The sequence below is a fragment of the Rhizobium sp. USDA 4016 genome (assembly GCF_056279705.1).
In genome coordinates this window covers 2,959,042-2,973,858 of sequence record NZ_JBWCCY010000004.1, presented here as the reverse complement: position 1 = coordinate 2,973,858, position 14,817 = coordinate 2,959,042, and the positions used below count along the sequence as shown (strand labels likewise).

The 14,817-nt window shown below is 61.2% G+C and carries 15 protein-coding genes; 6 read left to right on the top strand and 9 right to left on the bottom strand.

Going from position 1 to position 14,817, the window contains the following annotated elements; translation table 11 throughout:
* Positions 1 to 102: 102 nt before the first annotated feature.
* Genes ACZ9DP_RS30400 through thrC form a run of 4 tightly spaced genes read right to left on the bottom strand, consistent with a single transcriptional unit; the run spans position 103 to position 6,370 of the window.
* Positions 103 to 3,015, bottom strand: a complete 2,913-nt coding sequence (locus ACZ9DP_RS30400) for an EAL domain-containing protein (protein ID WP_476204517.1) — start codon at positions 3,013 to 3,015, stop codon at positions 103 to 105.
* Complete coding sequence (locus tag ACZ9DP_RS30395; RefSeq protein WP_022716447.1) at positions 3,012 to 3,626, bottom strand: GNAT family N-acetyltransferase; 615 nt, start codon at positions 3,624 to 3,626, stop codon at positions 3,012 to 3,014. Before ACZ9DP_RS30395 ends, ACZ9DP_RS30400 begins: the two co-directional genes overlap by 4 nt.
* 28 nt (positions 3,627 to 3,654) lie before the next feature.
* Positions 3,655 to 4,953 (bottom strand): M16 family metallopeptidase, encoded by a 1,299-nt coding sequence (locus tag ACZ9DP_RS30390; protein WP_022716446.1) that lies wholly within the window; start codon positions 4,951 to 4,953, stop codon positions 3,655 to 3,657.
* 25 nt (positions 4,954 to 4,978) lie between these two features.
* Entirely contained in the window at positions 4,979 to 6,370 is a 1,392-nt protein-coding gene (gene thrC, locus ACZ9DP_RS30385; RefSeq protein ID WP_476204515.1) for a threonine synthase, read from the bottom strand.
* 206 nt (positions 6,371 to 6,576) lie between these two features.
* Between thrC and ACZ9DP_RS30380 the strand changes: the two genes are divergently transcribed.
* On the top strand, positions 6,577 to 7,227 hold the full coding sequence (locus tag ACZ9DP_RS30380; protein WP_170250151.1) for a hypothetical protein: 651 nt from the start codon (positions 6,577 to 6,579) through the stop codon (positions 7,225 to 7,227).
* A gap of 19 nt (positions 7,228 to 7,246) precedes the next feature.
* On the opposite strand, the gene ACZ9DP_RS30375 is transcribed toward ACZ9DP_RS30380, so the two are convergent.
* Positions 7,247 to 7,936 carry an HAD family hydrolase gene (locus ACZ9DP_RS30375; protein WP_476204514.1) on the bottom strand — a complete coding sequence of 230 codons (690 nt, stop codon included), beginning with the start codon at positions 7,934 to 7,936 and terminating at the stop codon, positions 7,247 to 7,249.
* A gap of 120 nt (positions 7,937 to 8,056) precedes the next feature.
* Positions 8,057 to 8,743: an ArsR/SmtB family transcription factor gene (locus ACZ9DP_RS30370; RefSeq protein ID WP_194729163.1), complete on the bottom strand. Its 687-nt coding sequence runs from the start codon at positions 8,741 to 8,743 to the stop codon at positions 8,057 to 8,059.
* 73 nt (positions 8,744 to 8,816) lie between these two features.
* On the opposite strand from ACZ9DP_RS30370, the gene ACZ9DP_RS30365 reads away from it, so the two are divergent.
* A complete protein-coding gene (locus tag ACZ9DP_RS30365) occupies positions 8,817 to 9,146 on the top strand; it encodes an NIPSNAP family protein (RefSeq protein WP_476204513.1) in 330 nt (109 codons plus the stop codon).
* The gene (locus ACZ9DP_RS30360; RefSeq protein WP_194729164.1) at positions 9,143 to 9,490 is read left to right on the top strand and encodes an antibiotic biosynthesis monooxygenase family protein; all 348 of its coding nucleotides are present in this window, start codon (positions 9,143 to 9,145) and stop codon (positions 9,488 to 9,490) included. Before ACZ9DP_RS30365 ends, ACZ9DP_RS30360 begins: the two co-directional genes overlap by 4 nt.
* A gap of 211 nt (positions 9,491 to 9,701) precedes the next feature.
* Here the strand turns inward: ACZ9DP_RS30360 and ACZ9DP_RS30355 are convergent, their stop codons facing one another.
* Positions 9,702 to 10,109, bottom strand: coding sequence for a nucleotidyltransferase family protein (locus ACZ9DP_RS30355; protein WP_348651966.1), 408 nt, complete (start codon positions 10,107 to 10,109; stop codon positions 9,702 to 9,704).
* Positions 10,110 to 10,251: 142 nt separating this feature from the next.
* On the opposite strand from ACZ9DP_RS30355, the gene ACZ9DP_RS30350 reads away from it, so the two are divergent.
* Complete coding sequence (locus ACZ9DP_RS30350) at positions 10,252 to 11,382, top strand: DNA methyltransferase (RefSeq protein ID WP_476204512.1); 1,131 nt, start codon at positions 10,252 to 10,254, stop codon at positions 11,380 to 11,382.
* 119 nt (positions 11,383 to 11,501) lie between these two features.
* Here the strand turns inward: ACZ9DP_RS30350 and ACZ9DP_RS30345 are convergent, their stop codons facing one another.
* Together ACZ9DP_RS30345 and mutY are read right to left on the bottom strand one after the other, a co-directional pair.
* A complete protein-coding gene (locus ACZ9DP_RS30345; protein ID WP_283071068.1) occupies positions 11,502 to 12,119 on the bottom strand; it encodes an HAD family hydrolase in 618 nt (205 codons plus the stop codon).
* Between the two features lie 3 nt (positions 12,120 to 12,122).
* Positions 12,123 to 13,214, bottom strand: a complete 1,092-nt coding sequence (gene mutY / locus ACZ9DP_RS30340) for an A/G-specific adenine glycosylase (RefSeq protein WP_283071069.1) — start codon at positions 13,212 to 13,214, stop codon at positions 12,123 to 12,125.
* A gap of 97 nt (positions 13,215 to 13,311) precedes the next feature.
* Between mutY and ACZ9DP_RS30335 the strand changes: the two genes are divergently transcribed.
* On the top strand, positions 13,312 to 13,800 hold the full coding sequence (locus ACZ9DP_RS30335; protein WP_476204511.1) for a DUF721 domain-containing protein: 489 nt from the start codon (positions 13,312 to 13,314) through the stop codon (positions 13,798 to 13,800).
* 286 nt (positions 13,801 to 14,086) lie between these two features.
* On the top strand, positions 14,087 to 14,779 hold the full coding sequence (locus ACZ9DP_RS30330) for a DsbA family protein (RefSeq protein ID WP_074066931.1): 693 nt from the start codon (positions 14,087 to 14,089) through the stop codon (positions 14,777 to 14,779).
* The last annotated feature ends 38 nt before the right edge of the window (positions 14,780 to 14,817 follow it).

Genomic DNA, 14,817 nt, shown 5'->3' with positions numbered 1-14,817 from the left:
CATCCGCCTGCCGGAGCCCTTCTCCCCGACGGGGGAAGGGCCATGCGGTTGACGCGGGGACAGGACAGGTGAGGGGTAGTCGCCAGCATTGATTTGAAAGGCCTAAGCCCGCTTCGTCAGTGGAAAACGTTCCTTCAGCAGGCGCAGCACGGAATCGGAGCCCATCGGCGGGCCGAAGAGGTAGCTTTGCCCGTAGCTGCAGCCCATCTTGGCGAGCTCGATGGCATCCTCGTTGGATTCGATGCCTTCGGCGACCACCTGCATCCCCAACTCGCGCGCCATGGAGATGACCGACCTTAGAATGGTTGCCTTCTTGTCGCTGTCATCGCGAACGAGCGCTTTGTCGAGCTTGATCGTGTCGAAGGGGAAGCGGGTAAGATAGGCAAGCGACGAGTAGCCCGTGCCGAAGTCGTCGAGCGCCAGTCCGAGGCCAGCTTCCTTGAGCTTCTGCAGCACGAGCCGTGCCTGTTCCGGATTTTCCATGACCATGGATTCCGTCAGCTCCAGCTTCAGGCGCGACGGCTCGCAATGAGTCTTCGAAAGAACTGAGCGCACGTCGTCATAGAGTTCGTTGTTGAGGAGCTGCACGCTCGACAGGTTGATCGAGACGAAGATCGGCAGCTCGCCGGTCTGGTTCTGCCAGGCCATCAGGTCGCTGGTCGCCTGTTCGAGCGCGAACATGCCGAGCGGACCGATGATGTCCGAGGCCTCGGCTATCGGGATGAATTCGGACGGCGGGATGTTGCCGCGCTTCGGATGCTCCCAGCGCATCAGCGCCTCGAAACCGGCAATCTCGACATCCTCCAGCCGCGCGATCGGCTGGTAGACCATCGAGAGCTCCTTGCGCTCGATGGCGCGGCGGAGATCGGATTCGAGCTGCAGGCGGTCGGCGCCGAAATCGCGGAAGGCGGGGCGGAAGGGTTCGACGCGGTTGCCGCCGGCGCGCTTAGCGCGATACATGGCAAGCTCGGCATCGCTCAGCAACCCGGCTGCGTTTTCCTGCTGGTCTACCCAGGAGGCGAGACCGATCGAGGCCGTCAGAATAATTTCGCGATTGCCGAAATTGATCGGCACCATGATCGCCTTGCTGACGGCATCAGCAAAATCGGCGACCTTCGTCGGATCGCGCTCGGAAACGAGAATGAGACCGAACTGGTCGCCCGCAAGGCGCGCCAGCGTATCCTGCGGCTTCAGCAGGCGACGCAGGCGGCGGGTCAGCGCGATCAGAATGTTGTCGCCGGCTGCGACGCCAAGCGAATCGTTCACCAGCTTGTAGCGGTCGATATCGATCACCATCACCGTCGGCCTGAGCGTTTCGCCGCCGGGCGCAAGCGCCAGCACCGATTGCAGGCGGTCGATGAAGAGCTGGCGGTTCGGCAGGCCCGTGAGATTGTCGTGCAGTGCATCATGCAGCAGCCGCTCGACGGAATTCTTCTGCTCGGTGACGTCTACGATCGTGCCGACGCAGCGGATGATCTCGCCGTTCGAGCCGAGCACCGGCCGCGCGCGGATCAGCAGCCAATGGAAATGCCCGTCCTCGGCGCGGATGCGGAACTCGTGGTTCAGCCGTCCGCGACGATGTTCGAGCAGCACGTCCAGCGTCGCGCGGAATCGGTCGCGGTCGTCCGGGTGAAGCCGCGGCAGCCAGTTGCGGGCTGCGCCATGCATGGTCCCCGGCGACAAGCCCAGCTTGATGGAAACATCCGGGATGGTGACGACGCGGTCGCGCGCCACGTCCCAGTCCCACACCATGTCGCCGGAGCCGGTCAGCGCCAGAGACTGGCGTTCGAGATCGGAAAACAGACCCTGCTGAAAGGCGCCGCCCGCAAAGGCGTGCTGCATCACCGTAAAACCGATCAGCAGAACGATGAGGACGAGGCCGCCGCCGAGCGCCGGCTGGATGATGTCGTTGTCGAGCCGGCCGGTAACGGTCAGCCAAGCCCCGAATATCCACACCAGGATCAGCGCCCAGGCAGGCACCAGCAGGATGGCGCGGTCGTAGCGGTTGAAGCCGAGATAGATGATGAGCACGATGCCCATCGTCGCCGTCAGCGCGAAGGAAAGTCGCGCAATACCGGAGGCGATCGACGGATCATAGATCGCGACACCGAAGAGCAAAGCCAGGCCGAGCACCCAGGCAAGCGTCGCATAGCCGAGATGCGTGTGCCAGCGGTTGAGGTTCAGATAGGTGAACAGGAAGATCACGAAACTCGACGCCAGCGCCACTTCCGCGCAGGCGCGCCATATTCGTTGGTCCGCCGAGGCGACGCTGACGAGTTTGCCGAGGAAACCGAAGTCGACGCAGATGTAGCCGAGCACCGCCCAGGCAAGTGCCGCCGTTGCCGGCAGCATCGAGGTTCCCTTGACCACGAAGAGGATCGTCAGGAACACGGCCAGAAGTCCGGCAATCCCGAGCACGATGCCGCGGTAGAGCGTGAAGGCGTTGATTGTGTCCTTGTAGGCGTCCGGCTCCCACAGGTAGATCTGCGGCAGGTCGGGCGTCGCAAGCTCGGCCACGAAGGTGATGACAGCGCCGGGGTTCAGAGTGATGCGGAAGACGTCGGCCTCGTCGCTCGGCTGGCGGTCGAGCGCAAAGCCCTCGCTCGGCGTGATCGCCATGATGCGCTGCGAGCCGAGGTCCGGCCAGAAAAGCTTGGAATTCACGAGGCGGAAATGCGGAGCGACGATGACGCGCTCGAGCTGTTCTTCCGAGACGTTGGCGAGCGCAAAGACGGCCCAGTCGCCCTGGTGGTTTTCGGAGCTGGCACGCACCTCGATGCGCCGGCGGATGCCGTCTGCGCCTGCGGCCGTCGAGACCTGGAAGGCCTCGCCCTGATTGGCATAGATTTCCGTCGTCGCGGTCAAATCGAGCGCGGTGTCGTCGCGGGAAATCTTCACGGGTTCCGCCGCCTGCGCAACGCCTGCAGCCAATGCAAGCATCGACAGGAAAAGAGCTGCGATCACCGCGATCAATCGGCCGGACGGTGATTTGGGCAGCATGCGGTTCGTGGTCATCGGCTGTCGGTTTTCCTGCCTGTATCCGTATCGGTGGCAAGCAGTGAATACATCACGTGGTCATGCCACTGACCGTTTATTTTCAAGTATCCGCGCAGATAGCCTTCCCGCTGAAACCCGGCTTTCTCAAGCAGGCGAATGCTTCGTGCGTTCTCCGGAATACAGGCTGCCTCGATACGGTGCAACTCAAGCCCTGCGAAGATATAGGGTATAACCAACTGAAGTGCGGCGAACATATGGCCTTGGCCGGCATGCTTCTCGCCCATCCAGTAGCCGATCATGCAGCTCTGCGCCGCGCCGCGGCGGATATAGCCGATCGTGATCCCGCCGAGCAGTTCCATGTCTGGTTTTAGGAACAGGAACAGCGGGATCGCCTGGCCGGACGCGTACTCCTGCTTGCCGCGGATGACGCGGGCGCGATAGGCGCCCTCTGTCAGCTCGTCGCGACGCCATGTCGGTTCCCAGGGCTCCAGGAACTTGCGGCTGGCGGAGCGCAGCTTGTGCCACTGGTTGAAATCCTGATAGCGCGGAAGTCTCAGCGCATAGCGGTCGTTCTCGAGCTCCACCGCCTCCGGCTGCCGCGACAGGAATCGAAAAACCGATTTTGGCATCGATCACTCCCGGCAGATGGAACGCGGCTCAGCGGCTTGCAGTTTTCGACTGCGGCAGGGGAGCGGACAGCGAGGCGACGATATCTTCCGTCGGTGCCAGTTGCTCCAGCGGGCCGATTGCCGAAAGCGTCGGCACAGTGTCGAAGAACAGTCGGCCGGCGAGGTCGGTGAGTCGCTCGATGGTGATGCCCTCGAGCCGTTCCATCATTTCCTGATTGGAGATCGGGCCGCCGTAGAGCATCATCTGGCGGGCGATCTGGCCGGCACGGGCGGCAGGGCTTTCCTGTCCCATCAGAAGCTGTGCGCGGATCTGCGCGCGGGCACGCTCGATCTCCTTCTGCTCGATGAAGCCGGCCGACTTATGCAACTCGTCGATGATCACCGGTACGAGTTCAGGAAGGTTCTCGCCGCCGGTTGCGGCATGGATGCCGAAGATGCCGGTGTCGGAAAAGCCCCAGTGGAAGGCATAGATCGAATAGCAGAGGCCGCGGATTTCGCGCACTTCCTGGAAGAGGCGGGAGGACATGCCGCCGCCGAGGATGTTGGCAAGGATCTGCGAACAGTAGAAGTCACGGGCATGATAGGCCTTGCCCTCGAAGCCGAGCAGGATCTGCGCGTCCATCAGGTCGCGCGTCTCGCGCACGCTGCCGCCGATATAGCGGGCGGTCTCGATGACCGGCGGCGCGCTCGGCGCGGTCGGCAGGCTCGCGAAGCGCTGTTCCACCATGCGCACGAATTCGTCGTGATCGACTGCACCGGCGGCAACGACGAACATGCGATCGGTCGTATAGTTGCGGCCGAGATAGTTGCGGATCTGTTGCGGCGAGAAGGAGACGACGGTCTCCGGCGTGCCGAGGATGGCGCGGCCGAGCGTCTGGTTGCGATAGGCGGTTTCGGAAAACTTGTCGAAGACCACGTCGTCTGGCGTGTCGTTCGCCGCATTGATCTCCTGCAGGATCACCTGCTTCTCGCGTTCGAGCTCGTCTTCCTCGAAGGCCGATTCGGTCAGGATGTCGGCGAGAATATCGACGGCGAGCGGCACGTAATCCTTCAGCACGCGGGCGTAGTAGGACGTCGTTTCGGTCGAGGTGGCCGCGTTCACTTCGCCGCCCACATCCTCGATTTCCTCGGCGATGTCGCGGGCCGAGCGGCGTGCGGTACCCTTGAAAGCCATGTGTTCGAGCAGGTGGGCTATGCCATGCTCGTCTTCCGTTTCGTTGCGCGAACCCGATTTGATCCAGACGCCCAGAGCGACGCTTTCAAGATGCGGCATGGTCTGGGTTACTACTGTCAGCCCGGATTTGAGCCGGGTGCACTCAACTGTCATTGGCTATCTTTCTGCGCCTGCCGCATCACGTCCGGGCGTGCTTGCCGATAAAACCTTCAACGGCCTTAAGTTCCGGATCGACGACTTGGAAGCGCTCCTCCTTAAGCATCAGTCCAGCAAGCCACGTCGGAAGCGCCGGGTCAATACCGGAGGCGGATTTTACCGCGGCGGGGAATTTTGCCGGGTGCGCGGTCGCAAGCGTCACCATCGGAGTGTTCGGCTTGTCGTGCTTGGCGGCAACGAAGACGCCGATTGCCGAATGCGGGTCGAGAAGGTAGCCGGTTTCGGCGTAGGTATTCTTGATCGTCTGCGCCACCTGCTTCTCGCTGGCGCGGCCGGCGCGGAAGTCCTTCTTGATGGCGGCAAGCGCCTTCGGCGCGATCTCGAAGCCATTCGACTGCTTCAGGCTGTCCATCGCATGGCGCACCTTGGAAGCGTCCCGATCATAGGCTTCGAAAAGCAGGCGCTCGAAATTCGAGGAAATCTGAATGTCCATCGACGGCGAGGTCGTCGCCTTGACCTTCTTCATGTCGTAGCGGCCGGTCTTCATCGTGCGGGCGAGGATGTCGTTCTCGTTGGTCGCGATCACCAGCTTGCCGATCGGCAGGCCCATGCGTTTGGCCGCATAGCCCGCGAAAATGTCGCCGAAATTGCCGGTCGGTACCGTAAACGAAATCTTACGATCAGGCCCGCCGAGTGTGATCCCCGTCGTGAAGTAATAGACGATCTGGGCCATGATGCGCGCCCAGTTGATCGAGTTGACACCGGAAAGGCGAACCTTGTCGCGGAAGGCGGCGTCGTTGAACATCGCTTTGACGAGATTTTGGCAGTCGTCGAAATTGCCCTTGACCGCCAGCGCATGGACATTGGGAGCCGTCGAGGTCGTCATTTGCCGCTGCTGCACCGGCGAGATCTTGCCGTGCGGGAAGAGGATGAAAATATCGGTGCGCTCGCGGCCGGCGAAGGCGTCGATGGCCGCACCGCCCGTATCGCCCGACGTTGCGCCAATGATCGTCGCGCGCTCGCCCCGCTTTTCCAGCGCATAGTCCATCAGGCGTGCCAGAAGCTGCATCGCCACGTCCTTGAAGGCGAGCGTGGTGCCATGGAAAAGCTCCATGACGAAGCTGTTCGGTCCCGTCTGGACGAGCGGGGCGATCGCCGGATGGCGGAAGGTGCCATAGGCCTCGTCGATCATCGCCCGGAATGTGGCGGCGGGGATTTCGTCGTTCGTAAAGGGCGATAGGATCGCAAACGCGATCTCCTGGTAGCTCTTGCCGCGCAGCGCCCGGATTTCCTTCTTGGAGAAATGCGGCCATTGCCGCGGGACATACAGGCCGCCGTCGCGCGCAAGACCCGTCAGCAACGCATCGCAAAAGCCGAGAGATGGGGCCTCGCCGCGGGTCGAGATATAGTCCACGTTCTTCATCCTTGACGTTATGGCCGGAGGAAATCCGGATAGAGGATCCAGGCGCCGAAGTTGCAGCAGATCGAAATGTGCGTCAAAACGGTGCTTACCCAATCGATTTTTCTTTGCGCCGCTGATATAGACCATCGCAAACTGTCACGAAAGGCCCTGCAAGCAAGACTTCGGGCCTGCCAGAAACTTTGTAAGAGGGTGGAATAATCGTGTTCGGCAAAGTCTCGCGTCTCATCGTTTCCGTATCAGTCGCCGCTCTGCTTGCAAGCTGCAATTCCCTGGGCGTCGGCGGTGAAAGCAAGTCCGCCGAGGCGCCGGCCCAGCCAAACGGCAATGCCCAGATCATGCCGCTTGCGCCCGCCAATCCGTCTTCCAGCGACAAGCCGATCGGCACGGCGACCAACGTCCAAGGTACTGCGCAGCCGGTCGTGCAGGGCTCCTGCCCGCAGATTTTCATGAAGGATCAGGACGCGATCTTCCGCACCTATGCCAAGGGCAAGACGGGTGACAACAGCCAGATCGTCCATCAGGCGGCAATCGGGGACTACACCCGTCAGTGCACGCTGAACGAACAGAACCTGACGATGACTGTCGTGGCGCAGATCCGCCTGATCGCCGGCCCGGCCGGCGGCCCCGGCCGCGTCACGCTGCCGGTCCGGATCACCGCCTTCGACGGGCAGGATGTGGTCACTTCGGAAGTGGTTCCGTTTACTGCCGAAATTCCGGCAGGGCAGACGGCCGCTCAGGTCCTCTTCCGCAAGGACGGCTTCAAGCTGCCCGTCGGCTCCGGCGCCCTGGTTCGCGTCAATATCGGTTTCGATCAGGGCCCGGCCGCGAAGACCAAGAAGAGCAGCTAAGAGCCGGCCTGTCCCTCTTTTAGAGAACGCCAGCCCATTCCGAAAGAGCATCAACGACGCCCGGCAGATCCTTCATCCGCGAGATGACCGTCTCCGCGCCGGCATCCGTCAGGCGGTCGGCGTGCGAGGAATAGGTATGTGATGCGCCGGTGAAGCCGATGACGCGCATGCCGGCATCGCGTGCCGCATGGATGCCATGGACAGAATCTTCCACGACGACCGTCTTCGACGGCGAGACTCCCATCGTCTCGGCGCCATGCAGGAAGATGTCCGGCTTCGGCTTGACGCGATCCGGCCCGAGATCTTTTGCGGAAAAGACGTTTGGAGCAAATAGCTTCTTCAGTCCCACCTTGCCAAGCATCATGTCGAGTCGGTGCGCGCTGGAATTCGAGCAGACGCAACGCTTCAGATCAAGGCGCGAGATGGCGAACTCGACGCCGGGAATGGCCTGCACGTCCCGTTCGAGGCGCAGGTCGAGCAGCTTTTCGGATTTGTTGAGCAGCGAGGCGGAAAGCGGAATGCTCGCTTCGCGTTCTACCTGCAGAAGAATGTTCTTCCAGGTCATGCCTGCGAAGCGCTCCGCCATCTCTTCGACGCTGATCGGATAGCCTGCGTCGGTCAGAAGCTTGGACTCCACATCCGCCGCTATGATTTCGGAATCGACCAGAACGCCGTCGCAGTCGAAGATAATGAGGTCGAAGCCGTCCATGTACTCTCAAGCCTTGTTGGGGGATGATGCGACTTACACGATGGCCGTCGAAAGCTCAACCGGCACGCCGGCATGGCTGGAATGCGCCGCGCGGGCGGCTCGCGGCTGACGTTTGGCGGCTCAGGCTTCCAGCGGAAAGAGCGACAGGAACTGCTGCTCGCCTTCGGGCGAAAAGATCACCGAGCGGCTTCCCGCCGTCCGCCGCGCCCAGCCCCTGTCGAAGAAAGTCGAAAGCAGCGCCTTGCCGAGACTGCCCGCCAGATGCGCGCGGCGCTCGCTCCAGTCGAGGCAAGAGCGGCAGAGCGGGCGGCGGGACGATTTGAGGCCGGAGACATCTATTCCGATGCATTGCAGCCGGCTCTCGCCTTTCGGGGTGACCGACAATCCTTCGCCGATTGCGTCGATCGCACCCGAAGCCATGAGACTGTCGAGCATGCGCACGCCGTAATCGCCGGCCAGATGGTCGTAGCAGATGCGCGCCTTGCGCAGCGCCGGTTCCTTCGGACCCGGCCGGTGGCGCAGATGTCCGCGGCTGGCGGCGAAACCCATCATGCTCTCGATCAGCAGGGCAGTTGCTTCGTCTGCGAGTGTGAAATAGCGGTGGCGGCCCTGCTTTCGCTGAGTAAGCAGGCCGCCGGTTTCGAGCTTGGCGAGATGCGTGCTCGCCGTCTGAAGGGTGATGCCACCCACTTCCGCAAGCTCGGTCGCCGTCAAGGCCCGGCCGCCCGACAGCGCAGCCAGCATGTTGGCGCGGGCAGGATCGCCGATCAGCGCTCCGATCTGGGCAATATCCGGTCCTTCTTTCATACTTCGATCGTAACCGAAGCATTGTCGTCGCACAATGTGCGAAAACGCCTTTCACAAGCAAAGGAGAAAAGTGATGCTGACCTGCTTCATCCGCTACGAGATCGACCCGTTCAAGAAGGATGCCTTTACCGAGTATGCCCGTGCCTGGGGGCAGGCGATACCGCGCAACGGTGCCGATCTCATCGGCTATTTCGGCCCCCACGAGGGGTCCGCGACGACCGCCTACGGCGTCTACAACATCGAAACCCTCGCCGCCTATGAGGCCTATCGCGCCCGCCTCGCAGCCGATCCGCTCGGCCAGGAGAACTACGAATTCGCCGAACGCGGGCGCTTCATCCTGAAGGAAGACCGCATCTTCCTGAAGAACGTGTCCGTCCCTCATTCTCCGCTGGTGCTGCCATGATCGCCGTCATCTTCGAAGTCGTACCCTATATGGGCGAACGCCACAAATACCTCGACCTCGCCGGCGACTTGCGCGCCGAACTGGAAAAGATTGACGGCTTCATTTCCATCGAACGCTTCGAGAGCCTGACGATGCGCGGCAAGCTGCTATCGCTATCCTTCTGGCGTGACGAGGAGGCGGTCAAAGAGTGGCGCAATCTCGAAGCCCACCGCGCCGCGCAGAAGGCCGGCCGCAACGGCATCTTCGCCGACTACCGCCTGCGCATCGGCCATGTGGTTCGAGACTACGGCATGTTCGAGCGGGGGGAAACGCCGGTCGATAGCCGGCAGGTGCATGCAGCTTAGTCAGGCTTCATCCACCTGCCTTTGAATGGCCGCGACAGCGATCCGGATTTCGGGACGTTCATCCACGATGACGCCCCAGATGATCCTGCCGGAAAGGCATGATACTCGTGCCTCAGCACGTTTCCGATCGCCTTGGCGCTGGGCCCGGGCAATTTCCGGCCTCGCGTTCTTGAGATCGTCCGAATGCCGCGGCTGGCTTTCGAGATGATCTCTATGGCGCGCTCCAGAGCGAGACAGGATTGTCGTTCCGGCAGTCGTCGAACGGCTTGCCGGCGATTTCCGTCTCGATGATGGCAATTGCCCGAAGAATGTCATGGGGCGTCATAAGACCTGCGAGGCGAAATTTTCGATCCTGTCCTTCGACAGGGGATGAAGGTTGTCCCGTGTCGTGAACATCGACGGGCAGATGCAGCTCGTCTTCTAGGAAGAGTTTGATGCCGATGAGGCCGAGGGCGTTGAAGCGGCTTGCCGGATCGGAGTCGATGAAGAGGTCGAGGTCACTCGCCGGGCCTGTCTCGTCACGCGCGACCGAACCGAAAAGGTAGAGCGAAGTTGCACCGAGCGCCCGGATGGCGTCGGCCCGTCGCTTCAGTCTCTCAATGGCTTCGTTTCTCTTCACGAAGGAAGTCTAGCGCGGCGGCGACTTTATTTCCGCGTCCTGCATTTATTTCCCGAAAACATCCACCGGTTCAGGCTTTGGTAACCAACTTGAGTAACCATAACGGCGAGTAAAAGCGTAATGTGTATAAGCGAGTATCCATATGGCGTCAGTTTTTCCGCTTGCCGATCTCAAGACCTCCGCAACACCGGGTTCTTGGATCGACACGATCATCAAGGGTGATTGTGTTGCAGCCCTCGAAGCTTTGCCGACCAATTCCGTCGATGTCATATTCGCTGACCCTCCGTACAATCTCCAGCTCGGCGGCACGCTTCATCGCCCGGACCAGTCGCTTGTCGATGCCGTCGATGACGCGTGGGATCAGTTTGCGTCCTTCGAAGCCTACGACGCGTTCACCCGCGCTTGGCTGCTTGCCTGCCGCCGCGTGCTGAAGCCTACCGGCACGATCTGGGTCATCGGCTCCTATCACAATATCTTCCGGGTCGGCGCGACCCTGCAGGACCTGAACTTCTGGATTCTCAACGACATCATCTGGCGCAAGACCAACCCGATGCCGAACTTCAAGGGCCGCCGCTTCCAGAATGCCCATGAGACGATGATCTGGGCGAGCCCGGACGCGAAGGCCAAGAGCTATACCTTCAACTACGATGCGATGAAGGCTGCCAACGACGACGTGCAGATGCGCTCCGACTGGTTGTTCCCGATCTGCAGCGGCGGCGAACGGCTGAAGGGCGACGATGGCAAGAAAGTTCATCCGACGCAGAAGCCGGAGGCGCTGCTCGCCCGTGTCATCATGGCGTCGTCGAAACCCGGCGACATCATACTCGATCCGTTCTTCGGCTCCGGCACCACCGGTGCTGTCGCCAAGCGCCTCGGCCGCCACTTCGTCGGCATCGAGCGCGAACAGGACTATATCGATGCGGCCTCTGCCCGCATTGCCGCCGTCGAGCCGCTCGGCAAGGCAGAGCTGACCGTCATGACCGGCAAGAAGCAGGAGGTTCGCGTCGCCTTCAATGCACTATTGGAAAGCGGCCTCATCAAACCCGGCCAGATGCTGACTGATGCCCGCCGCCGCTACAGTGCGATCGTCCGCGCCGACGGCACGGTTGCCTCCGGCGGCGAGGCTGGTTCGATTCATCGTCTCGGCGCGAAAGTGCAGGGGCTCGATGCATGCAACGGATGGACATTCTGGCACTTCGACGACGGGCAATCCCTGCGCCCCATCGATGATTTGCGGTCTGTGATCCGCAGTGATCTGGCGAAGGCGGAATGAGCAGCGGCCTGACCTGATCGAGACTACCTTCTTCCGGTTTTTGTACCTCCAGTTGCGGAAGAAGGCCTACGGCGCCCGGGATCAACACCCCGGGCGCCTTTCCTTTCAACGCCAGTCCGTCACCTTGCCCTTACGCCATAGTCAGCAAGATCGCTGCGCAACTGGTCGGCACCGGTGAAAAGCACGGCGTTCCATCCTGCCGCCCTTGCGCCTTCGACATTCGCAGGCGCGTCGTCGATGAAGATCGTCGCCGCCGGCTCGAGGCTGAAGCTCCTCGTATGCGTTTCATAGATCGCGATATCCGGCTTGATTAACCCGACATCGCCGGAAACGGTGACGCCGCGCGGTTTCGTCAGGAAGGCAAAGCGCTTCTGCGCCTCGCGGAACGTATCGGATGCGAAGTTCGTCAGCATTGTGACATCGCGGCCCTCCGCAATCAGCGCTTCCATGATCGCGACGCTGTCCTCGTAGGAATGCGGCACCATTTCGTGCCAGTACTTGCGGAAGGCGCGGATATGCTCTTCCCGCGTCGGATGGGCTTCAATCAGAAGAGCTTCGGCATCCGCCCAGGTGCGTCCGCGGTCCTGCTCGACGTTCCAATCATGGGTGCAGACATTGTCGAAAAACCACTTGCGTTCGGCCGCGTCGGGAATGAGGCGGCTGTAGGGAATATTCGGATCGTAGTGGATAAGAACTTTGCCAATATCAAAAACGATATGATGGATTGATGCAGTCATATGTCATCCCTTGGGCATTGCAAACACAAGAGGAATAGCGGTAGCGATCGCCTTTTTCATGATGGTCGGCAGCGCCTGCGCTTCAAGATTTGTAACCGGCTCCCACCATTTGTCATCAGTCTGAATTCGCGATGGGATCGCGGCGCGGTAGATCGAAAGCCGGAGTTCGAAATGCGTGAAGACATGGGTGACGCTGCCGCATGGTTCCCATTGTGCCGGGAAGGGCGCTGCATCCGCGGAAGTTTCCCCATCCGCGCGCGATGTCCAAGCGGTCGTCGGCACCTCCGTCATGCCGCCGAGCAGCCCGCTTGCGATCCGCCGCCGCAGGAGGATTTCGCCGTCAGCGGTCACGGCGACGAAAGCTGCACCGCGCCGGACCGGCCTTTCCTTCTTTGCCGCCTTCACCGGAAACTGCTCGGGATCATGCAGGCGAAGCGCCTCGCACGATCCCCTGAACGGACAGAGCGAACATGCCGGCCGTTTCGGCGTACAGATGGTTGCGCCGAGATCCATCATCGCCTGCGCGAAATCGCCGGGTCTGTCGGCTGGCGTCAAGAGCGCCACCTTCTGCTTCATCAGCGGCTTGCCGGCCGGAAGCGGAGTCGCGATCGCGTAGAGCCTGGAGATCACACGCTCGACATTGCCGTCCATGACCGCAGCCTGCCTGTTGAAAGCGATCGCCGCGACCGCCGCTGCCGTATAGTCGCCGATGCCCGGCAGCGATTTCAGGCCGTCCTCCGTGTCCGGAAAGACGCCGTCATGTTGCGTGGCGACCGCTTCTGCGCATTTCTTGAGATTGCGGGCGCGGGCGTAGTAGCCGAGCCCCGCCCAAGCTGCCATGACATCGTCGTTCGGCGCCTCGGCGAGGTCGCGAACCGTTGGCCAGCGCGCCAGGAAATTGGCAAAATAGGGCTTCACGGCCTGCACGGTCGTCTGCTGCAGCATGACTTCCGAAAGCCAGACGCGATAGGGATCGGCCCTCACGCCACGAGCCGCCATCGGCGGGGAGACGCGCCAGGGCAGGTCGCGGTGATGCCGGTCGTACCAGTCGAGAAGAGGCGTTGCGGAAGGGGCGTCGAGTGTCGTTGATGTCATCATTTGCCGCGGGACGGGGAAGTGCCCTATACTTGGCGGAGCAATGCTGCGCGATCAAGGTGGTAGCGCCGATTGGCGGCGGCATCCGAAGGTTTCGATGAGTTATCCACGTAAAGCTGAAAAGCAGATATCCGAACTGGCGAACGGCCTGATCGACCCGGTGCTTGCAAAACGGGCCGGCATCAACACCGCGCTGCTTGGTTCCTGGGATGAAATTGCCGGCGAGGATTTCGCCGACTGCACACGTCCGGAAAAGATCGCCTGGGCGCGCGGCAATGAAGTCGACCCCTATAAACCCGGCGTCCTGACGATTGCCTGCGAAGGCGCGCGCGCTCTGTTTTTGACGCACGCGCAGGGCGAACTCATCCAGCGCATCAACAGCTTCTTCGGCTTTGCTGCCGTCCACCAGATCCGCATCGTCCAGAAGCCCGTTTCGCAAGCGGTAAAGCGCTCCCGCACTCCGCCGCCACTGAAGGGCGAGGCTGCCCGAAAGCTTGAAGACATGATGGAAGGCATCGAGGGCGACAAGCTGCGCGAGGCGGTGAAGCGGCTGGGCACTGCGGTGCTGGGCAAGCGGAGCAGATAACGCACTTTGAAAAACCGTCTTCGTTCGCATTCTTGTATTCGAGAAACGGGTCCTCATCGCTTATAGAATTGAGAAAAGCAGCGTTCAAATACTCAAGCTGTTCCATACTGGCAGAAATACGCCTGCCGCTTTTTGGCAAAACTGAAATTGCAGATGCGGCTCGCAACGTCAGCTTTCGTCCCACCAAGGTCACAATTCTTTGAAGAAAGTTGCCGAAGCGTGCCTTGTTCGCGGCCGCGTGCCGTTATATCGCACATTCAGCCGCCACTCTCGATTAGGGGAACCCATGCTGATCTCTGAAATGCAACTGACGAAACGCCAGCTTCTGAGCGGCATGGCCGCCGCGACCGCGACACTTGCGGTTACCGGCACGGCAAACGCGGCAGCCGAACTTCCGCAGCCGGCTGGTGATGTCGACATGGCGGAAGTGCTGAAGCCCGGCCCGCTGCCAGAAATGGGGCTCGGCAAGGAAGATGCGCCGGTGACCATCGTCGAATATATGTCGATGACCTGCCCGCATTGCGCCCACTTCCACAACACAACCTTCGACGAGATCAAGAAGAAGTACGTGGACACCGGCAAGGCGCGTTTCATCATCCGCGAATTCCCGTTCGATCCGGCCGCTGCAGCAGCCTTCATGCTCGCTCGCTGCAACGCTTCCAAGCCGGAAGAATTGAGCACGCCGGAACAGTATTTTCCGATGGTTTCCATGCTTTTCAAGCAGCAGGAAACCTGGGCCGCCGCTGAAGATCGCCGTGCTGCACTTCTCCAGATGGCCAAACTCGCTGGATTTAGTGAGGATAGTTTTACGAAGTGCTTGACGAACCAGAAGCTTCTGGATGAAGTGAACGCCACGCGGGAAAGGGGCTCCAAGGAGTTCGGCATCGATGCCACGCCGACTTTCCTCATCAACGGGAAGCGTTATTCTGGAGACATGCCGGTTGACACCATGTCGGCCCTCATCGACAGCCTGCTTTGATCCGAACCGTTTCAAGATGACGGGCGGCGGCGAAAGCC